18 protein-coding genes and 1 tRNA gene are annotated in these 19,459 nt (G+C 60.5%); 10 read left to right on the top strand and 9 right to left on the bottom strand.

Annotation, left to right across the window (positions count from 1 at the left end):
* Positions 1-15: 15 nt before the first annotated feature.
* A complete protein-coding gene (locus AADW57_RS03555; RefSeq protein WP_341668683.1) occupies positions 16-2,376 on the bottom strand; it encodes a xylulose 5-phosphate 3-epimerase in 2,361 nt (786 codons plus the stop codon).
* 277 nt (positions 2,377-2,653) lie between these two features.
* On the opposite strand from AADW57_RS03555, the gene frmR reads away from it, so the two are divergent.
* The 3 genes from frmR to fghA are packed head-to-tail and all read left to right on the top strand — an operon-like array spanning position 2,654 to position 4,920.
* Positions 2,654-2,929 carry a formaldehyde-responsive transcriptional repressor FrmR gene (gene frmR, locus AADW57_RS03550; RefSeq protein ID WP_341668682.1) on the top strand — a complete coding sequence of 92 codons (276 nt, stop codon included), beginning with the start codon at positions 2,654-2,656 and terminating at the stop codon, positions 2,927-2,929.
* Between the two features lie 36 nt (positions 2,930-2,965).
* The gene (locus AADW57_RS03545; RefSeq protein ID WP_341668681.1) at positions 2,966-4,078 is read left to right on the top strand and encodes an S-(hydroxymethyl)glutathione dehydrogenase/class III alcohol dehydrogenase; all 1,113 of its coding nucleotides are present in this window, start codon (positions 2,966-2,968) and stop codon (positions 4,076-4,078) included.
* 11 nt (positions 4,079-4,089) lie between these two features.
* Positions 4,090-4,920, top strand: coding sequence for an S-formylglutathione hydrolase (gene fghA / locus AADW57_RS03540; RefSeq protein ID WP_341668680.1), 831 nt, complete (start codon positions 4,090-4,092; stop codon positions 4,918-4,920).
* A gap of 232 nt (positions 4,921-5,152) precedes the next feature.
* On the opposite strand, the gene AADW57_RS03535 is transcribed toward fghA, so the two are convergent.
* Positions 5,153-5,226 (bottom strand) — tRNA-Gly (locus tag AADW57_RS03535).
* A gap of 205 nt (positions 5,227-5,431) precedes the next feature.
* On the opposite strand from AADW57_RS03535, the gene trmB reads away from it, so the two are divergent.
* From trmB to lysM, 4 genes are all read left to right on the top strand, one after another.
* Positions 5,432-6,199 carry a tRNA (guanosine(46)-N7)-methyltransferase TrmB gene (gene trmB / locus AADW57_RS03530; protein WP_341668679.1) on the top strand — a complete coding sequence of 256 codons (768 nt, stop codon included), beginning with the start codon at positions 5,432-5,434 and terminating at the stop codon, positions 6,197-6,199.
* Positions 6,196-7,143: a prolyl aminopeptidase gene (pip, locus tag AADW57_RS03525; RefSeq protein WP_341668678.1), complete on the top strand. Its 948-nt coding sequence runs from the start codon at positions 6,196-6,198 to the stop codon at positions 7,141-7,143. Before trmB ends, pip begins: the two co-directional genes overlap by 4 nt.
* Positions 7,144-7,185: 42 nt before the next feature.
* Positions 7,186-7,386: a sulfur carrier protein ThiS gene (thiS, locus tag AADW57_RS03520; RefSeq protein ID WP_341668677.1), complete on the top strand. Its 201-nt coding sequence runs from the start codon at positions 7,186-7,188 to the stop codon at positions 7,384-7,386.
* A 129-nt stretch (positions 7,387-7,515) separates the two neighbouring features.
* Positions 7,516-7,959 (top strand): peptidoglycan-binding protein LysM, encoded by a 444-nt coding sequence (gene lysM / locus AADW57_RS03515; protein WP_341668676.1) that lies wholly within the window; start codon positions 7,516-7,518, stop codon positions 7,957-7,959.
* Between the two features lie 127 nt (positions 7,960-8,086).
* Here lysM and ffh read toward each other — a convergent pair whose 3' ends face one another.
* Positions 8,087-9,511 carry a signal recognition particle protein gene (gene ffh / locus AADW57_RS03510; protein WP_341668675.1) on the bottom strand — a complete coding sequence of 475 codons (1,425 nt, stop codon included), beginning with the start codon at positions 9,509-9,511 and terminating at the stop codon, positions 8,087-8,089.
* A gap of 103 nt (positions 9,512-9,614) precedes the next feature.
* On the opposite strand from ffh, the gene AADW57_RS03505 reads away from it, so the two are divergent.
* From AADW57_RS03505 to ampD, 3 genes are read left to right on the top strand one after another with little or no spacing between them, the layout of a single operon-like run.
* Entirely contained in the window at positions 9,615-10,466 is an 852-nt protein-coding gene (locus tag AADW57_RS03505; protein ID WP_341668674.1) for a cytochrome C assembly family protein, read from the top strand.
* Positions 10,459-10,710, top strand: a complete 252-nt coding sequence (locus tag AADW57_RS03500; RefSeq protein ID WP_341668673.1) for a PP0621 family protein — start codon at positions 10,459-10,461, stop codon at positions 10,708-10,710. Before AADW57_RS03505 ends, AADW57_RS03500 begins: the two co-directional genes overlap by 8 nt.
* A 6-nt stretch (positions 10,711-10,716) precedes the next feature.
* Entirely contained in the window at positions 10,717-11,313 is a 597-nt protein-coding gene (gene ampD, locus AADW57_RS03495) for a 1,6-anhydro-N-acetylmuramyl-L-alanine amidase AmpD (protein WP_341668672.1), read from the top strand.
* 36 nt (positions 11,314-11,349) lie between these two features.
* Here ampD and AADW57_RS03490 read toward each other — a convergent pair whose 3' ends face one another.
* From AADW57_RS03490 to AADW57_RS03465, 6 genes are all read right to left on the bottom strand, one after another.
* Positions 11,350-12,462 (bottom strand): alpha-hydroxy acid oxidase, encoded by a 1,113-nt coding sequence (locus tag AADW57_RS03490; protein ID WP_341668671.1) that lies wholly within the window; start codon positions 12,460-12,462, stop codon positions 11,350-11,352.
* Between the two features lie 21 nt (positions 12,463-12,483).
* Positions 12,484-13,164 carry a Fe2+-dependent dioxygenase gene (locus AADW57_RS03485; protein WP_341668670.1) on the bottom strand — a complete coding sequence of 227 codons (681 nt, stop codon included), beginning with the start codon at positions 13,162-13,164 and terminating at the stop codon, positions 12,484-12,486.
* Positions 13,165-13,253: 89 nt separating this feature from the next.
* The gene (locus AADW57_RS03480) at positions 13,254-15,449 is read right to left on the bottom strand and encodes a TonB-dependent receptor (protein ID WP_341668669.1); all 2,196 of its coding nucleotides are present in this window, start codon (positions 15,447-15,449) and stop codon (positions 13,254-13,256) included.
* 416 nt (positions 15,450-15,865) lie between these two features.
* Positions 15,866-17,770 (bottom strand): molecular chaperone HtpG, encoded by a 1,905-nt coding sequence (gene htpG, locus AADW57_RS03475; RefSeq protein ID WP_341668668.1) that lies wholly within the window; start codon positions 17,768-17,770, stop codon positions 15,866-15,868.
* A gap of 92 nt (positions 17,771-17,862) precedes the next feature.
* Positions 17,863-18,747: an EamA family transporter gene (locus tag AADW57_RS03470; RefSeq protein ID WP_341668667.1), complete on the bottom strand. Its 885-nt coding sequence runs from the start codon at positions 18,745-18,747 to the stop codon at positions 17,863-17,865.
* A 46-nt stretch (positions 18,748-18,793) separates the two neighbouring features.
* A complete protein-coding gene (locus AADW57_RS03465; protein ID WP_341668666.1) occupies positions 18,794-19,390 on the bottom strand; it encodes an NAD(P)H-dependent oxidoreductase in 597 nt (198 codons plus the stop codon).
* Positions 19,391-19,459 lie beyond the last annotated feature (69 nt).

Below are 19,459 nucleotides of genomic sequence, written 5' to 3'. Positions count from 1 at the left end.
CCCTCCGGAAATGATTTAGACCGACAACAAATCGGCTGGCTTGCCATGCCCGTCAATGGCCTGCCGCACGGACAAATCCAACACCTGCTCGCGTCGCCAGCCGACAAGGGCGGCAGCGGCATCGACCGCATGCGCCCAGGTACAACGATTGGCAAACAGCATGCCGGGCACATCCAAGGTGCCGCCCCGGCTGATATAACCCAGCGCCCGCGTCTGGGCGGGACCACCATCCAAGCGGCGCAATATGCCCAGCATAGGCTCGGGACGGGTATGGCACAGCAGCACACGCGGCAATCCAGGCGGAAATAACGCGCGCAAGGCCGCCTCGGGCAACACGAACTCGCTCTCGATCGCATCGCGCGCCATACGCAGCCGGCCCGGCTCCAGCACCACGCTGACGCAACACGCATAACCCAATTGGCTTAAATGGGCATGCGCGATCAGGGCCTGATCGAGCTGATACGCCCCAATGGCGACAAACTGCAGCACACTGGCGGCGGGATCGCCCACCACATGCGCGGCTCCTTGCTCGGCCAGGCTCTGCGCGGCCTGCGCGCTAAGATGCTGCCGGCCATCGCGCTTGGATACCACCATGCAGGCTAGCTGCGCACGCCCTGCATACACCTGCCGCAGCGCCGCCACTGCACTATTGCCATCGACCGGAAACAGCACGCGGGACGTATCGGACATTTCCCCCAGCAACGCTTCTCCAATGGTCGGGTCCTGGTGCGACTGCTCGTTCTTGGCGTTTTCCCAGGTATGCGAGGTCACGATCAAAGGCACCACCAGCCACCCGGGTGTCTGGCCCAGTTCCTTCTGGCGGCGCGCAAAGATGATTTCCTGACGCAGCAAACCCAGCATTTTCATGGCAAAGGCTTCGTAGCTGACGATCAGATTGAGTCCCGCCTTGTTGGCCAGCGCCGCTGCTGCGACCGCCTCTTCGTTTAAAGCAGTAATGACAGAACCGTGCAAATCTTCGGCCACCCCCGGTTCGGGATGGTTGACGCGATGCTTGAGCAGCGCCAGCGTGCCGCCCATTTTGTTGCTGGCCAATTCGTCCGGGTTGCCGATACGTACGCGCAACAGTGGATTGGCGCGCACCAGCGCCATAAACCAATGATCCAACGCCGTCATGGCACTGCCCGACTCGCCAGGCTGCGCCCAATCGGGGACAGGTAGCGTCGGTGTCTGTGGATGCCGGTGAGCCAAGGGATGGGCGCTTTCCAAGGGGCGCGGCCCCTGCGCATGGTTGGACAAGACGGCAATCGCCTGCTCCAACTGGGTGCCGGGCACAAACAACCCACGTGCGCTCTGGTTAAAGGCCTTGCGTGCCGCTTCATCGTGCCTGGGGTTGCCGCCCAGCGGCAGGTTATGGGCCGCATTGGTGCCCGCGCCTGGAAACCCAAAACCTTTTTCTGTCTCGGCAATCACATATGGCAGCCGGGCCGGATAACGAAAATCCGCCTGAGCCAGATGGTTCTGCAACCGGTCTTCCGCCTCCAGGATGGCCCAGGCAATGGCAGACGGGTCGCGGCCATCGACGATCAGCGGATCAAAACCGTTGTGCCACACATCCTGGGCCAACCACTGCGCACCGCCTTCCTGCACGATCTGGGTGCGCTGCTCGATACGTCGCCCATTCAAAATCATGACCGGCACGGCCAGTCCGCAATCCTCGGCCCGCCACCATCGAGGGGCCCAGTCCGAGCCGCGCTGTTCCTCGAAGGCACCATCGCTCAGAAAGGCCACCAGCCCCTCGCCGGGTAAAGGCATATGCACGTACTGCAAGCCGGCAAACCCCAGATAGCCACCTTCGGAAATCGCCCCTGCCGTATTCGGGCCGGCGTGGCTGCCCAATGGCACGGCCGGCAGACCGCTTGCGTCGATGGCATAGGAGTAGAAGTCCCGAATCAAGCGCCCCAGGCCCTGGGCGCTACGGTCGTATCGGCCGCGCTGTGCAGCCGACACATCCCCGGTCAGGGCATTGACAGCCTCGATGGCGGCCACGCAATGTCCCTGGCCCATCAGCCACCCGCGCGTCTTCCCGGTCAGCGCATTGGCCAGCAAATAGCCCACAAAGGCCGGCACCATATTGAGCGAGCCGCCGGTATGCCCCTGCGGATCGGACTTGAAATCGTCGGCAGCCAGCGGTTCGCCGTTCAGGTCGATACGCAGGGCGTAGCTCATGTGCGCCACCACATTCATCGCCGCGCAGCACAGGCGATCAGCGGCCGCGAACATGGAATAAGCGCTATCTGGAGCAGGGATAAGGCTGCTGCTTGCCAAGCGCTGCACCAAGGCATCCACACGGCTTACTGTATTGGCACTATGCCTGATAGGCCCAAAACCCGACTGCCACTCGTCACGTAAGGTCATTGCACGCGTCCTTGACGACAGAAAAACACCAACGCGCCAACGGCGCGCGCCTCAGACCGCCGACCCAGGTCGCCACAACGGCCTGACACCACCATGATGCGCCAAGTTCGCGCCCTGCGCCAATCAGGTGCGTGCCCCGACGTCCCATGCCGGCACCCGGCACCGGTCTAGACGAACGGCTTGTTGCGCCGCCTGTGCCCTGCCCCTAGAAGACACCCACATACTCCAGGGCAGTATATTTGCTATACTGGGGGCCAGTATCAACAGGAAGCTCGTCGTGCCACATTCACCCGAAGAGAAAAAACGCGTTCTCGCCCGCGTGCGCCGCATCCGTGGGCAGCTCGATGCCTTGGAGCGCGCGCTGGAGCAAGGCGAGGACTGCGGCCCCGTATTGCAGCAGATCGCCGCCGTGCGCGGCGCAGTCAACGGGTTGATGGCGGGCGTGCTGGAAAGCCATCTGCGCGAAGAACTCGCTCCACTGGCCGACGGCGACGGTTCCCGGCAATCCTGCGTGAACGACGCCGTCGCCCTGGTACGCTCCTATCTGCGCTGACAGCCCCTACCCTTCTAATCCCCCGAGGACATACACATGAAATCACGCGCTGCCGTTGCCTTCAAGGCTGGTGAACCCCTGCAAATCGTCGAAATCGACGTCGCTCCCCCACAAAAGGGCGAAGTTCTGGTCAAGATCACCCATACCGGCGTCTGCCATACCGATGCCTTCACCCTGAGCGGCGACGACCCTGAAGGCGTATTCCCGGCCGTACTGGGCCACGAAGGCGCGGGTATCGTGGTGCAAGTAGGCGAAGGCGTCACCAGCGTGCGGCCCGGCGACCATGTCATTCCCCTGTATACCGCCGAATGCGGCGAGTGCCTGTTCTGCAAGAGCGGCAAGACCAATCTGTGTACCGCCGTGCGCGCCACCCAGGGCAAGGGTTTGATGCCGGACGGCACCACCCGCTTTTCCTACAAGGGTGAGCCCATCTACCACTACATGGGCTGTTCCACCTTCAGCGAATACACCGTGGTCGCCGAAGTCTCGCTGGCCAAGGTCAACCCCGATGCCAACCCCGAGCACGTCTGCCTGCTGGGCTGCGGCGTGACCACCGGCCTGGGCGCGGTCAAAAACACCGCCAAAGTACAAGAAGGCGATACCGTGGCCGTGTTCGGCCTGGGCGGCATCGGTCTGGCGGCCATCCAGGGTGCCAAAATGGCCAAAGCCAGCCGCATCATCGCCATCGACACCAATCCGGCCAAGTTCGAGCTGGCCCGCACCTTCGGCGCGACCGACTGCCTCAACCCCAACGACTTCGACAAGCCCATCCAGCAAGTGGTGGTCGAGATGACGGGCTGGGGTGTGGATCACAGTTTCGAGTGCATCGGCAACGTCAATGTCATGCGTGCCGCCCTGGAAAGCGCCCACCGCGGCTGGGGCCAGAGCGTCATTATCGGCGTAGCCGGCGCGGGCCAGGAAATCTCCACCCGCCCTTTCCAATTGGTTACCGGCCGCAAGTGGATGGGTACGGCCTTTGGCGGCGTCAAAGGCCGCAGCGAACTGCCCGGCATGGTGGAAGACGCCATGGCCGGCCGCATCCAGCTCGAACCCTTTGTCACGCACACCATGCCGCTGACGCAGATCAACGAAGCGTTTGACCTGATGCACGAAGGCAAGTCCATCCGCTCCGTCGTCAATTACGCATAAGGAAAGTGGACATGGAACGCATCGAACAGCACGCCTGCTTTGGCGGCCGCCAGGAAGTCTGGCGGCACCGCGCCGAATCGCTGCGCTGCGACATGAACGTGGCCGTTTACCTGCCGCCCGCCGCCCTGCGCGGCGAACCATGCCCGGTCGTGTACTGGCTCTCGGGCCTGACCTGCACGGAGCAGAACTTCATCACCAAGGCCGCGGCCCAGCAGCACGCGGCGGCCCTGGGCCTGATTCTGGTCGCCCCGGACACCAGCCCGCGCGGCCAGGACGTGGCCGATGACTCGGCCTACGACTTAGGCCAAGGAGCCGGCTTCTACCTGAACGCCACCCAGGCCCCCTGGTCCGAGCATTATCAAATGCAAGACTACATCGCCCTGGAATTGCCTGCCCTGATCGAGCAGCATTTTCCTGCCACTACCCACCGCAGCATCAGCGGCCATTCTATGGGCGGCCACGGCGCACTGGTCACGGCCCTGCGCCACCCCGGTCGCTACCGCTCGGTATCGGCGTTCTCGCCCATCGTGGCACCCAGCCAGGTTCCCTGGGGGCAAAAAGCCTTCGCCGCCTACCTGGGCGAGGACAAAAGCACCTGGCTGCCATGGGATGCTGTCCACCTGATCAACCAGGCCAGCGAACGCCTGCCACTGCTGATCGACCAAGGCCTGGATGACTCGTTCCTGAACGAGCAATTGCGCCCCGAGCTGCTGGAAGCGGCCTGCCAGAAAGCGAACTACCCCGTGCAGCTGCGCCGGCACGCCGGCTACGACCACAGCTACTACTTCATCGCCAGCTTCATCGGCGAACACCTGGCCCACCACGCCCAGGCACTGCGCTAACACACGCCGCCGTCATACCCCATCCCGGAACGCCTTGCGCTTTCCGGGATTTTTTATTAGATCTACAGAGGGGCGAGCCAATCTACATGGCATCTCCACACCATTGCCATCATTGGCCAAACCGCGGCTCAAGGCGTTAGGGACGCATTCGCAAACCCGAAGCCGCTGCTCTATCGGGCAAGGACTTGCAACGATATGGGACGTTTCTAAGGATGTGCTTGACGATGTGATCTGGAGCGGGTGATGGGAATCGAACCCACGCTTGAGGCTTGGGAAGCCGCCGTTCTACCATTGAACTACACCCGCTTTGTGTTGCGCCCTTCAATGGCCGAGCGGCCGGACGCGAAAAAGCAGATGCAAAGTATAGCGCGATCTGCGCGGCGCGCGCATAGCAGGCAGACAGTTTTTTCGCACACCGGCGCATGAAATCGGCGGCAAGACTCACTACAATGGAGTTTTCCCGATTTATAGCTGATACGCGAGCCATCGCCGATGTCCCGCGCTCTCTCTCATGACCTCGAGCACCGAAAAACAATCACTCCTGTCGCCCAGCGTATCAACCAGCAATTCCGGCGAAACCCATATCCGCAGCTTCGTGCACCGACGCGCGCACATTACGCCCAGCCAGGAAGAGGCGTTGGCGCGCCTGTTGCCGCAATGGTCGGTACCCTATCGCGATGCCACCTTAAATCTGGAAGCCACCTTCGGCAACGACAGGCCCGTCATCCTGGAAATCGGCTTTGGCATGGGTGAAACCACCCAGAAAATTGCCCAGGCCCGCCCGGACGACAATTTCCTGGGCGTCGAAGTGTTCAATGCCGGGGTAGGTGCGCTGCTCAAGCGCATCGACGACAACCAGATCAGCAATATTCGCATCATCCAGCACGATGCCGTAGAGGTGGTGCGCGACATGATACGTCCCGGCACGCTGGCCGGCATCCACATTTATTTCCCTGACCCCTGGCCCAAAAAGCGTCATCACAAGCGCCGTCTGGTGCAGTCGCCGTTTATCCAGTTGCTGGTCAGCCGGCTCAAGACCGGCGGCTATATTCACTGCGCCACCGACTGGGAAAACTACGCTGAGCAGATGCTGGAAGTGCTGTCGGCCGAACCCATGCTGCACAATACGCACGATGGCTATGCCCCACGCCCGGACTTCCGCCCGCTGACCAAGTTCGAGAACCGCGGCCTGCGTCTGGGCCACGGCGTCTGGGATCTGATCTTTACACGCAACGAGCATCCCGTCCCCGAACTGAACTGGCCCAAGAAAGACGCATGAACGCACGCCTGTACCCGCCCATCGAACCCTACTCCCAAGGCATTTTGCACACGGACGACGGACACCATATTTATTGGGAACTATGCGGCAACCCCCAAGGCAAGCCGGCCATATTTCTGCACGGCGGACCGGGTTCAGGCTGCTCCAGCGACCACCGCCGTCTGTTCGATCCGCAAAAATACAATGTGCTGCTGTTTGACCAGCGCGGCTGCGGACGCTCCTACCCGCACGCCAGTCTGGAGAACAACACCACCTGGCATCTGGTGGCCGATATCGAGCGCCTGCGTCAGGAAAAGCTCAAAGCCGACAAGGTTTTGGTATTTGGCGGCTCCTGGGGTTCCACCCTGGGTCTGGCCTATGCACAGGCCCATCCAGAGCATGTCAGCGAACTGATTGTGCGCGGCATCTTCATGGCCCGCCCGCAGGAGCTGCGCTGGTTTTACCAGGAAGGGGCCTCGCAGTTGTTTCCCGACCTGTGGGAGCGCTATCTGGCCCCCATCCCCGAGGACGAACGCCACGACCTGATCACGGCCTACCACAAGCGTCTGACCGGCGAAGATACCGCCGTCCAGCTACGCGCCGCGCATGCCTGGTCTACCTGGGAAAGCAGCACCATTACCCTGCTGCCCAGCCAGCTTCATCTGGATGCGCACTCCACCGACAAGGCGGCGCTGGCCTTTGCGCGGATCGAAAATCACTATTTCATGCACAACGGCTTTCTGGAGCCGGACCAGTTACTGAAAAACGCCCATCGCCTGCACGGCATTGCCGGTGTCATCGTGCAAGGGCGCTATGATGTCTGCACCCCAGCCCATACGGCATGGCAGTTGCACCGGGCCTGGCCACAAGCCGAATTCCACATGGTGCCGGACGCTGGCCATGCGTACGACGAACCGGGCATACTGGCGCGCCTGCTGGACGCCACCCGGAAATTTGCCATCTGAATCCATTGCCCGGCCTGCGCCGGACCACATCCAGAGACAACCATGAACATCACCCTGAACGGCCAGAACAAGACCCTGGAAAACGCCGATACCATCTCCGCGCTGATCGCCCAGCTAGGTTACGAAAACAAGCGCATTGCCGTGGAACTGAACGGCGATATCGTGCCCAAAAGCCAACATGCCACAACCCGCATCCAGAACGCGGATCAGATCGAAATCGTCGTGGCGGTGGGCGGCGGCTGATCATTGAAGCCAAAAATGCACAATTGCTGACATTCGCGCCCCGCGATGCCGGCCCGGTTAAAGGCATAATGGACAGGTCGGCGTCGCCAGGCAGCCGACCTGATACCACTTTTACTCAGGAGCAGAACAATGGGCGTTTTCAGTTTTCTAAAAGATGTCGGCGAAAAGCTATTCGGTGCCAACGAAGCCAAGGCTGCCACTGCCGACGAACTTCGCAAAGAACTGGACAAGCACCAATTGTCCGCCGAAGACCTGGACATTGCAGTTGATGGCGACAAAGTAACAGTCAGCGGGCAGGCTGCCTCCACGGAACAGGCCGAAAAAATCGTGCTGGCCCTGGGCAACACGCTGGGCGTCTCGCAAGTGGACAATCAATTGAATGTGGCCCAAGCGGCACCCGAAGCCACTATGTACACGGTACAAAAGGGCGACACGCTGTGGAAAATCGCCGAAACCCACTATGGCAAGCCCAACGGTGCCAAGTACACCGTCATTTTCGAGGCCAACAAGCCCATGTTGAGCCATCCCGACAAGATCTACCCCGGTCAGGTGCTGCGCATTCCTGCGCTGTAAACCTGCGCGACGGCACATCAAAAACGCCCGCAATCGCGGGCGTTTTTGATGCACAAGGCACAATGCCGTCCAGGCCACGGCCCCTGCAGGCAGCCGGACAGCAGCCTGGGGTCGTACCGGCCCGACCTTAGCGAAAGCCCTTGAAGCCGTTCTTGGCCATACCCTTGAGCGCGCTCATGCCGCCCAGGCCTCGCATCATTTTGGCCATACCACCTTTTTTCATCTGCTTCATCATGCCTTGCATCTGCTCGAACTGGTTCAGCAGGCGGTTGACCTCTTGCACCGTCACGCCGGAACCGGCGGCAATGCGACGCTTGCGCGACGCTTTGAGCAATTCGGGCTTGGCACGTTCGGTCGGCGTCATGGAATTAAGAATGCCTTCGGTACGACGCAACTGCTGCTCGGCCTGACCGCCCTGCAACTGCGAGGCCGCCTGGGAGAACTGCGCCGGCAACTTTTCCAGCAGGGAACCCATGTCGCCCAATTTCTTGACCTGCTGCAACTGATCGCGGAAATCGTTCAGATCGAACTTATCGCCCGATTTGATCTTGTCGGTGATCTTCTGGGCTTCGGCAATATCGATATTGCGCTGGGCCTGCTCCACCAAAGAGACGATGTCGCCCATGCCCAGCACGCGCTGCGCCATGCGTTCCGGATGGAAAGGCTCCAGACCGTCCAGTTTTTCGGACATGCCGACAAATTTAAGCGGCTTGCCGGTGACATGGCGCACCGACAGGGCCGCGCCGCCGCGCGAATCGCCGTCCAGCTTGGTCAGCACCACACCGGTCAAGGGCAAGGCGTCGGCAAAGGCCTTGGCCACATTGACGGCATCTTGACCCTGCATGGCATCGACCACAAACAAGGTTTCGATAGGCGTGAGCAAATCGTACAGAGCGCGGATCTCGCGCATCATGGCCTCGTCCACACCCAGGCGACCGGCCGTATCCACGATCAGCACATCAAAATGATGGCGCTTGGCATGATCGAGCGCGTTACGGGCGATGTCCTCGGGCTTCTGGCTGGGGTCGGACGGCAGGAAATCCACCCCGACCTGCCCGGCTACCGTCTTGAGCTGTTCGATAGCGGCCGGACGATACACGTCGGCGCTGACCACCAGCACTTTCTTCTTGCCAGTCTTGCGACCATGCTGGGTATGGCCGCCTTCGGACAACCACTTGGCCAACTTACCCGTCGTGGTGGTCTTACCCGCCCCTTGCAGGCCCGCCATCAGGATGACCGCCGGCGGTTGCGCGGCCAGCGACAGTTCGCTGGCGGCCTCGCCCAGGTCGGCCCCCATCAGGGCAGTCAGTTCCTGGTGTACTACGCCCACCAAAGCCTGGCCGGGGTTCAGGCTGTCCGCCACCTCCAGGCCCAGGGCTTTTTCTTTGACCCGCGCGACAAATTCGCGCACCACCGGCAGGGCAACGTCCGCCTCCAACAGCGCCAGGCGGACTTCCCGCAACATATCCTGGGTATTGGATTCGGTCAGGCGCGCCTGACCACGCATGGTTTTCACCACGCGGGACATGCGCTGGGTCAGATTTTCAAACATAAGGGTGGGTTCGCTTAAACTAGGTTATCGTGTGGTCTACGAATAAGAATAAAATGGTCGCTTGGGGTACGCCCCGTACTGTCTTTCAGGAAATCCGGGACTTATGTCTGCAAGTATTGTATTTCACTTGCTCGCCGCGCTGGCATACATCGTGCTTTCGATCTCGTTGTGGCGTCCGCTGACACAAGGCAGCGCCCGTACGGTGCTTGATGCACCCAGCCGGATCGCGCTGCTGTGCGCGATCATCGTGCATGGCGCAGGGCTGCTGCTGACTATTGTATTGCCTCACGGTCTGCATTTAAGCTGGGCACTGGCGCTGTCGGCCGCCATCTGGCTGGGCATGGTGGTGTTCTGGTTCCAGAGCCTGTATCTGCGCCTGGACAGCCTGCTTCTGATTCTACTGCCTGCCGCCACGATCGTCAGCCTGCTGGCCATTGCCTTTCCGCAAGGCCACATCGTGAACCATGCCGGCAACGAATGGCTACGTATCCACCTGCTGATTGCCCTGGTCGCCTATGGCCTCAGCACCGTCGCCGCCCTGCATGCCGTCCTGATGACCGCGCTGGACCGCCAGTTGCACCGTCCCATCCAACACGAAGAGCACCACGGTCTGCTCAGCCGCGCCCTGGACACCCTGCCCCCGCTGCTGGTCCAGGAAGATCTGCTGTTTCGCCTGATACGCGTGTCCTTTGTCATCTTGACCCTGACCATCCTGAGTGGTGCCGCCGTTTCCCTGGCTGTGGCGGGCACATGGTTGCCTGCCGACCACAAAACCATCTTTACCTTGCTGGCATGGGTTACATTTGGTGGCTTATTATGGGGACGAAAACAGTACGGATGGCGCGGCCGCATCGCCCTGCGCTGGACGCTGGCGGGCTTTGCCTTCATGTTGCTGGCCTACACCGGCAGCCGTTTCGTCCTGGAAGTGATTCTGCAGCGAGGCACAATTGGGTAAAGCATTATTTTGGGTAGTGGTCATTCTGGCAGCCATGATCATTGCCCGCATCGTGTCGCATAGCAAAGCGCGCAAAAAAATGCCGCCTAATCCCACCATGCGTCCGCCCCGTTCGCAAAAGCAAGGCGAAGCCATGGTGCGCTGTGCCCATTGCGGCATCCACCTGCCCCGTTCCGAAGCCCTGATGAGCAACCATCACACCTGGTGCAGCCTGGAACACGCCAAGCGCGGCCCGCGCCAGTAGACCGCCATGGCCCGCATGCACCACGCCTACGATCTGGACCGGCAGGGTTGGCTGATGCCGCATGCCAATGTCACGCGCGCGCTTTCGCCCAACCACGACCAGCGCCCTGACGGCGACACGCCTACGCTACTGGTGCTGCACAATATCAGCCTGCCGCCCAACGAGTTCGGCGGCCCCTACATCCGCGACTTCTTTCAGAACCGTCTGGATATCGGCGCGCACCCCTGGTTCGAGAACATCCGCGACCTGAAGGTATCGGCGCATTTTCTGATCCAGCGCAACGGCCACATCATCCAGTTCGTGCCCACGACCCGACGCGCCTGGCATGCGGGCGTCTCGCACTTTCAGGACCGGGAACGCTGCAACGACTTTTCTATCGGCATTGAGCTGGAAGGCAGCGATTTCGTGCCATTTACCGACGCACAATACAAGGAGCTGGCCCGCCTGTCCCGCGCCCTGCGCATGCGCCACAGCCTGCGCGATGTGCGCGGCCACGAACATATCGCTCCGGGGCGCAAGACCGACCCCGGCCCGCATTTCGACTGGCGGCGCATCGCGCGCGAACATGGCTGGCCCGCGACCGCTCTACCCGAAACCTCGTAAACCCGGTCCCATCCCGAACAGTGTCAAGCAAGACGATCAGCGCCGGTAAAGCACATCAGGGCAGATAGCGGCCAGATCATTGCAACCGGTCAAGGCCATCGCCACTTCCAGTTCGGCGCGCAGAATATGCAGCACATGGGCCACACCAGCCGCGCCTGCCGCCGCCAGGCCATACACATAGGGTCGCCCCACCAACACGGCCCTGGCTCCCAAAGCCAGCGCCTTGAGCACATCGGTACCGCGCCGTATGCCTCCATCCATCAGCACCGGCACGCGCCCCTGCACCGCAGCGCAGACCTGCCCCAGCGCATCCAGCGACGCAGGCGCGCCATCCAGCGTACGCCCACCGTGGTTGGACACCACGATGCCGGCAACCCCCACATCCAGCGCCCGCAGCGCATCGCCGGGCCGCATGATTCCCTTGACCAGAACCGGCAGCCTGCTTTCCTGCACGAGCCAGGCCAAGTCATTCCAGTTTGGGGCCTGATCCAGCAGGCCGCTGCCAAACAAAGGGCTGCTGCCGGCGGCACCCAGAACGGCTGGTGCGGCTGGCGCGCCACGCAAATTCACGGCCTGGACATCGTCCGGCAAGGCAAAACCGGCACGTTGCTCGCGATTGCGCACGCCATTGACTGCCGCATCCACGGTAAACACCAACGCCCGATATCCGGCCACCTCCACCCGGCGCAGCAAGTCCTGCATGAAATCCCGATCGGGATGCCAGTACCACTGCGCCCACAAGGGTGCATGAGCATGGGCGGCAATATCCTCGAAGGCGTGGCTGGCCTGCATGCTGATGATGCTGGTTGCGCCCATCGCACCCGCCCCCAACACGCTGGCCAGTTCCCCTTGCGGATGAGCCAGCCGCTGGTAAGCCACCGGAGCCAGCAAAATGGGATAAGCCATACTGTGCCCAAACAGCTCCAGGCGCGTTGACGCCTGCTCGAACTGGCCCAAGGCCGCCGGCCACAAGCCCCAGCGCCGGTAACTGTCCAGATTGTCCTGCACCGTCAGCTCGTCGGCCGCGCCGCCGCTGAAATACGCCCAGGCCCCCGCTGTCATGCGCGCGCAGGCATACGGTTCGTAATCAGCCAGGCTGGCAATATCGGCCGGAATGCTGGCCAGAGGCGGCAAGGGAACATGTGTCATGGTCATCGGACTCCAGAACGGTCAGGCATCGCTCCATTCGCGCAGCAAGTTATGGTAGATGCCCGTCAGGCGCGACAGCTCTTGCGTATCGGCCCCCTGCCCGGCCAACTGCTGAATACTTTGATCCAATTCCCAGAGCAGCTTGCGCTGGTGGGCATGGCGCACCATGCTCTGCGTCCAGAAAAAAGACGCATAACGCGTGCCTTTTGTAACCGGCTCGACACGATGCAGGCTGGTGCCGGGGTAGACCACCATGTGTCCGGCGGGCAGCTTGATCGATTGCGTGCCGTACACATCCTCGATAATCAATTCGCCCCCTTCGTATTCCTGCGGGTCGCTGAAAAACAGCGTGCTGGACACATCCGTGCGCAGGCGCTGGCTGGTACCCGGAATCGTAAAAATAGCATTGTCGATATGATTGCCGTATTGCCCGCCGCCTTCGTAGCGGTTAAAGCGCGGCGGCAACATGCGCAGCGGCAAGGCAGCCGCGATAAAACCGCTGTGCTGCCCCAACACATGCATCAGAAATTCGCCCATCTGGCGGGCCACCGGGTGGTCCAACGGCAACTGCAGATTGCTTTTGCTTTGCTGGGCCAGATAGCCTGCGGTCTTGCGCCCATCCTCCCACTGCGCCTGTTCCAGGGCTTGCCGACAATCGCGCAACTGTTCGGGATTCAGGACATCGGGAAGGGTAATCAGCATCAGGCACCTGTCAAAAAAAGCCGTGCGCCCCGGAAACGGACAGGCCGCCTCAAAGGGCGGCCCATCCAGCTCTACGGAGATCGCGCTATTTACTCGAAGCGGTACGTCGCATTCAACATGTAGGAGCGGCCAGGGCCCACATTGGCGAAGATACCTACGTGAGAAGCATCATACATGCGTACATTGCTGATGTTGTTCACGTTGAACTGCAACGCAATGTTCTTGTTCACGTCGTAGCGGGCCATCGCATCGTAACGCCAGTAGGAAGGCAGCTTCAAGGAGTTGGCATCATCCACGTAACGTTCGCCCACATAGGTCGCGCCAGCACCCAGAGTCAGCTCGGGCAGCACCTTGTAGGTCGACCACACGTTAAAGCTTTGCTTGGCGATGAACTTCATCTGGTTCCCGTCGTAGACCGCATTGCGGTTGCGATACTCTTTGATCTTGGGGTCCAGGTAGGTGTAACCGGCCCAGATGTTCCACTTGGGCGTAATCGCACCTGCCGCGCCCAGTTCCAGACCACGCACGCGGTTGCTGCCGCTCAGCGACACATCGCCGGTCAAGGGGTCGGTAGAACGCGCGTCTTTCTTGTCGGTCTGGAAGATGGCGGCGGTCAGAGACAGCTTCTCGTCAGCCACATCCCACTTGGTGCCCAGCTCCCAGCTGTGGCTACGCTCGGGCTTGAGCTCGTGAATGGCGGAACCACCGGCAGGGCCGTCCGCGCCACCCGCCTGCCCCAGGTTTTCACCCGAAGGGTTGGAGGACGTGCCATAGCTCAGGTAAATGGAACCGTTCTGGGCAGGCTTGTACACCAGGCCCAATTGGTAGTTCCACATATCGTCCTTGCGGGACGACGTGGTGTTGTCCACTTCGAAGCGGTCAAAACGCAGGCCGCCGTTCACCATCCACTGGTCGTTGATGGTAATGGTGTCGAAAATATACGCCGAACGCGTCTTGATGTCGCCGCTCTTGGTCTTGGGGCCGTACTGCAGCGAATAGTTGTACTGACGGTTGGGGTTCGGGTTGTAGAACGAATCCGTCTCGCGCGCCGGGCCACCGGTCATGCTCTTGTTGGAGATCTCTTCCTTGCTGAACTCCACGCCCGCAACAATATCGTGCTTCAGTGAACCGGTGTCGAAACTGCCGTACACGTCGGTCTGATTCAGCAGCGACTCGGAAATGCGGTAGTTCGTGCGGTTATCGCGACGGAACTGCAAGCCTTCGCCTTCGGTCACGCAAGCGCCGCGCGAACGGACCGTGCAGTTGTCAAACGAAGGACGCGTCATCAGGTAGTGATTCAGCGTCTTGCTGTAACGGGTCACGTTGCGCACGGTAAAACGGTCATTCAGGTCGTGCTCGATATTGGCCGACGCGGTATCGGCCGTATACTTGCGAAAGTCGACATTGTGGCGACCGTAGAAATTGTCCCGATCCGCTTCCAAGGGCGTCACGCGGTCTGGATTGGCGGCGTTCTTGAATGGCACGCCCAGATCCGGCATGTCCTTATTTTCAAGGCGGGAGTAGGACAGAGTCACACGCGTGGGCGTCCCCAGGCCAAAGGCGATGGACGGCGCAATGCCCCAACGGTCGATCGTGACGCCGTCGCGGCCGGGCATATCGCCCCCCATGCGCATCAGGTTCAGGCGAAACGCCGCCGTGTCGGTAAAGGCATAGTTGCCGTCTGCGGTCAGACGATACTGATCAGACGTGCCATACCCTGCCTGCACTTCAAAAAAGTCCTTCAGCTTGGGCGACTTGGTTACCAGATTCAGGCTACCACCGGTGCCGCCGCGTCCGGTAAAGGCCGAGCTGGGCCCTTTGAGCACTTCCACCGATTCCAGATTGAAGGTCTCGTGCGAGCCGCGTGCGTAGTCGCGCACACCGTCAATGAAAATATCGGTGCTAGCTTCGTAGCCACGGATAAAGGGACGATCGCCCACAGGTGTGCCGCCCTCGCCCGAACCCAGCGTAATGCCGGGCGTAGTGCGCAGAACATCCTGCAAAGACGTGGCACCGCGATCTTTAATGACTTCTTCGGGAATCACGGTGATGGAGCGCGGCGTGTTCAGCAGCGACTCGGAAAATTTGACCGACTGCGCCTTGTTGGCCTGGAAACCATCAATGCCGTTCGCGCCCCCCGACCCTTGCACACGAATGGACTTCAGTTCAGCCACGCCTGGGTCCGCTGACTGGGCCAGGGCAGGACTGGCCAAAGCTGCAAACAGCGCGGCGGACAGGACCGTCTCGGCAAAACGACGAGGCGGCTGGGCAGAGAAAAATGACATCACCAGCTCCGAAAGAAATAATCGCTTTTTCGCGGCAAAAGACATCCCTTACACCGCAGAAGCCGGGGTGATAAAAGAGACTTGCACACAAACGAATGATTTATATTAGAGACGCTAATGTTAATCATTACTATTATCGATCTAAAGCAAAAAATGACTTTTTGCGTCATTCAGCGACAGGAAAGTGCGATTCCCACTCACAATGTTGCGTATAAACATCAAAATGCAAATGAAAACTACTCTCATTTTCCTTTCTGAATAAATCGATAATCAGGCAGCTGATGCTTCACGTTGTCCACCAAACTGCCGACTTGCCGGACAACACATACACAAAAGAAAACCCCGCATCCCTACAACAAGGATACGGGGTCCCATAGCCTGAACCGCCACGCCGGCCTGATGCCGGCAACGCAGGTTTACAGGTTCAACAACAAGCGGTTGACGCGCTTGACGAAGCTGGCAGGGTCCTGCAAAGACGCGCCTTCAGCCAGCATGGCCTGCTCCAGCAGCAACAAGGCCCATTCGCCGAATGCCGCGTCGTCGGCCGCCTGCACCTTGGCAATCAGCTCGTGGTCCGGATTGATTTCCAGGATAGGCTTGACCTCGGGTGCTTCCTGACCGGCCGCCTGCAACATGCGCAGCAAGTGCGGGCTCAGTTCGTTGGCATCGACCACCACGCACGCTGGCGAATCCACCAGACGCGCCGTTATGCGCACTTCCTTGACCTTTTCGCCCAGGGACGCTTGCAGGCGCTCCACCAGAGGCTTGAAAGTTTCGGCCACTTCGGCCTGGTGCTTCTTTTCCTCTTCATCGGCCAAGGCATCCAGATCCAGACCGCCCTTGGCCACGGACACCAAAGACTTGCCCTCGAATTCGCGCAGATAGGACAGCATCCACTCGTCCACCCGGTCGGACATCAACAGCACTTCGATGCCTTTCTTGCGGAACACTTCCAGATGCGGGCTGTTGGAGGCAGCGGCAAAGGAATCGGCAGCGACGTAGTAGATCTTGTCTTGGCCTTCCTTCATGCGGGCGATGTAATCGGCCAGCGACACCGTCTGTGCCGAGCCTTCCTGGTTCGTGGACGCAAAGCGCAACAAGGCGGCGATACGCGCCTGATTGCTCATGTCCTCGCCCGTACCCTCCTTCAGGACCTGGCCGAACTGATTCCAAAATGTGGCGTACTGCTCGGGCTGATTTTCCGCCAGATCCTCCAGCAAGGACAAGATACGCTTGGCGCTGCCTTCGCGGATGGCACGCACATCGCGGCTTTCCTGAAGAATTTCGCGCGACACGTTCAGGGGCAGGTCGGCCGAATCGATGACACCACGGACAAAACGCAGGTAACCAGGCAACAACTGCTCGGCGTCGTCCATGATGAACACGCGCTTGACGTACAGCTTCACGCCACGGCGCGCATCGCGGTCCCACAGGTCGAAGGGGGCTTGCTTGGGAACGAACAGCAACTGGGTATATTCGCTACGGCCTTCCACGCGGTTATGCGTCCAGGCCAGCGGATTGTCGTAATCGTGGGAGATATGCTTGTAGAACTCTTGGTATTGCTCGTCCGAGATATCGGACTTGGAGCGCGTCCACAAAGCGCTGGCCTGGTTGACGCTTTCCCACTCGTCCTGCTTGAGCTGCTGCTGCTTTTCTTCGTCCCAATCTTCTTTGCGCATCTGCACGGGCAGAGAAATATGGTCGGAATAGCGGCGCAACACGTTACGCAAGCGCCAGCCGTCCAGGAAATCGTCCTCGCCGTCGCGCAGGTGCAAGGTAATCGTGGTGCCGCGCGTGTCTTTTTCGGCCGCCGCAATGGTAAATTCGCCTTCGCCCGTGGACTCCCACAGCACGGCTTCCTGATCCTCGCCGGCGCGACGCGTCAGCACGGACACTTTGTCGGCCACGATGAAGGACGAATAAAAGCCCACGCCGAACTGGCCGATAAGCTGGGTGTCTTTCTGCTTGTCGCCGGTCAGCTGCGAGAAAAATTCCTTGGTGCCGGAACGGGCAATGGTGCCCAGATTGGCGATGGCCTCGTCGCGCGACATACCCACGCCGTTGTCGTCGATGGTGATGGTGCGCTGTTCTTTGTCGAAATCCACACGGATGCGCAGTTCGCCGTCGCCTTGCAACAGGGCGGGATTGTCGATGGCCTCAAAGCGCAGCTTGTCGCAGGCATCGGAGGCATTGGACACCAACTCGCGCAGGAAAATTTCCTTGTTGCTGTACAAGGAATGGATCATCAGGTGCAGAAGCTGTTTGACTTCGGCCTGAAAGCCCAAGGTTTCGGACATATTCGCAGTATCTGTCTGGCTCATGATGAGTATGCAAAAAAGAGTGGTTGGCCACGCGCCGCAGCGCGCCCTATCCCAGACAGATAGGGGCGTCCGGCCCTATTTCAAGAGCGGCGTTAAGCGGCGGGCCCGGAGGTCAGGAAAATGACGCCGCCGATCAGGACCGCACACCCCAGCAAACGCCAGCCATTGACCTGTTCGCGCAGCACCACCATGCCTAAAATGGCCCCGACCATCATGGACATTTCGCGCGCGGGGGCCACCATGGACAGAGGAGCCCCCATGCCCAACGCCTGCAACACCAGAATGTAGGACAAGGGCGAGAGCAAGCCGACGCCGGCCGCCAGCTTCCAATGGGGCCACAGCTTGGCGAAACCCGCCCGACCCTGACGGGCGATATAGGGCGAGAGCATGCCCACGCGCAGCACATTGCTGAACCAGTCCAGCAAAAAGGGAGAAATCAGCAATACCTTGACGCCATACGCATCGACCACGGTATAGCCGGCAATCAGCAGGCCGGTCTGCACCCCCCAGCGCACGCCGGTCAGCGAGGCAGGATTCAGGAAGCGGCGCAAATACCCCTGGGTGGCGATCAACAAAATCCCCACCACCACCATCAAAATGCCCAACACGCCCAGCGGACGTACCGGCTCACCCAGCAAGACAAAGGCCCCCACCGAGGACAGCAAAGGCCCTGTGCCGCGCGCAATCGGGTAGACCACGGACATGTCGGCCATCTGGTAGCCTTTTTGCAGGCTCAAGCTGTAGGCCATGTGCAGCAAGGAACTGAGCACCAGACAGGTAATCGTGGCCGTGTTCCAGGGCATATTGCCCTGCGTGACCAACACCCAGACCATGACCGGGAAATAAAATAGAATGGCGAAGATCGAATAGGCGAATACAAAGTGCGCCCCTGCTGCGGCAGCCCGCTTGGACAACAGGTTCCAGCCGGCATGAATAAACGCAGCCACCACTACCAGCGATAAAGCGGTCCAGGACATGATGCACCCGCAAGCCAAGGGCAAAAACGACGACTATACGCCTGCTTCAGTCACGGGGCCATTGGGCCAGCCGTGCGCCGATCTTGGCCTCAAAGGACGCAACGCGCTGCTGTGTGGCCGTTTCGCTACGATGCAGAGACAAAAAATCGAGCTTTGCCTTAGGGGCGCAGGCACCCAGCAAGGCACCGCGCAAAACCCGACGTACTGGCTGCCGCATCACCAGGAGGTCTACCCAAGCGGCCGAGCCTAGCGTGGTCATGGCCAGCACATGCCGCAGATTCGTCAAACGGGCTCGGATCGGACCCAAGTCGTCGGCATGATCAAAGGCCACGCCGGGGCTCCATACCCGATCGAACCAACCCTTCAAAATGGCCGGAAAGCCGAACCACCAGGTAGGAAAGCACAAGACCAGGCCTTCGGCCTGCAGCAACGCCTGCTGCATGGAATCAGGCACAGGCGGTTCGCCCTTGGCGTAATAGGCACGGCGTTCCTGGGCACTCAGCACCGGATCAAACCCCTGCGCATATAAATCCAGCACCTCGACCTGATGTCCTGCCTGCCGCAAGTGCTGCTGCGCTTGGGCGGCCAGATGATGACACAGACTACCTGGCACAGGATGGGCCAGCACGATCAGACAACGCATGACAACAGGCTCCTGAAAATCGAACAGACCCAGCCTCTTGGCGCATCGACGCTGCGCGAAAGAGAACAC

The sequence above is a fragment of the Alcaligenes sp. SDU_A2 genome, assembly GCF_038237375.1.
GTDB lineage: Bacteria > Pseudomonadota > Gammaproteobacteria > Burkholderiales > Burkholderiaceae_B > Alcaligenes.
Note: the sequence above shows the minus strand (reverse complement) of the source record. Positions and strands in the feature narration are given on the sequence as shown.

Bases quoted from the DNA above. Each gene is read 5' to 3' on its own strand.
- AADW57_RS03555 (WP_341668683.1), bottom strand. From the start codon at position 2,376: ATGACCTTACGTGACGAGTGGCAGTCGGGTTTTGGGCCTATCAGGCAT.
- AADW57_RS03545 (WP_341668681.1), top strand. From the start codon at position 2,966: ATGAAATCACGCGCTGCCGTTGCCTTCAAGGCTGGTGAACCCCTGCAA.
- fghA (WP_341668680.1), top strand. From the start codon at position 4,090: ATGGAACGCATCGAACAGCACGCCTGCTTTGGCGGCCGCCAGGAAGTC.
- trmB (WP_341668679.1), top strand. From the start codon at position 5,432: ATGACCTCGAGCACCGAAAAACAATCACTCCTGTCGCCCAGCGTATCA.
- pip (WP_341668678.1), top strand. From the start codon at position 6,196: ATGAACGCACGCCTGTACCCGCCCATCGAACCCTACTCCCAAGGCATT.
- thiS (WP_341668677.1), top strand. From the start codon at position 7,186: ATGAACATCACCCTGAACGGCCAGAACAAGACCCTGGAAAACGCCGAT.
- lysM (WP_341668676.1), top strand. From the start codon at position 7,516: ATGGGCGTTTTCAGTTTTCTAAAAGATGTCGGCGAAAAGCTATTCGGT.
- ffh (WP_341668675.1), bottom strand. From the start codon at position 9,511: ATGTTTGAAAATCTGACCCAGCGCATGTCCCGCGTGGTGAAAACCATG.
- AADW57_RS03505 (WP_341668674.1), top strand. From the start codon at position 9,615: ATGTCTGCAAGTATTGTATTTCACTTGCTCGCCGCGCTGGCATACATC.
- ampD (WP_341668672.1), top strand. From the start codon at position 10,717: ATGGCCCGCATGCACCACGCCTACGATCTGGACCGGCAGGGTTGGCTG.
- AADW57_RS03490 (WP_341668671.1), bottom strand. From the start codon at position 12,462: ATGACACATGTTCCCTTGCCGCCTCTGGCCAGCATTCCGGCCGATATT.
- AADW57_RS03485 (WP_341668670.1), bottom strand. From the start codon at position 13,164: ATGCTGATTACCCTTCCCGATGTCCTGAATCCCGAACAGTTGCGCGAT.
- AADW57_RS03480 (WP_341668669.1), bottom strand. From the start codon at position 15,449: ATGTCATTTTTCTCTGCCCAGCCGCCTCGTCGTTTTGCCGAGACGGTC.
- htpG (WP_341668668.1), bottom strand. From the start codon at position 17,770: ATGAGCCAGACAGATACTGCGAATATGTCCGAAACCTTGGGCTTTCAG.
- AADW57_RS03470 (WP_341668667.1), bottom strand. From the start codon at position 18,747: ATGTCCTGGACCGCTTTATCGCTGGTAGTGGTGGCTGCGTTTATTCAT.
- AADW57_RS03465 (WP_341668666.1), bottom strand. From the start codon at position 19,390: ATGCGTTGTCTGATCGTGCTGGCCCATCCTGTGCCAGGTAGTCTGTGT.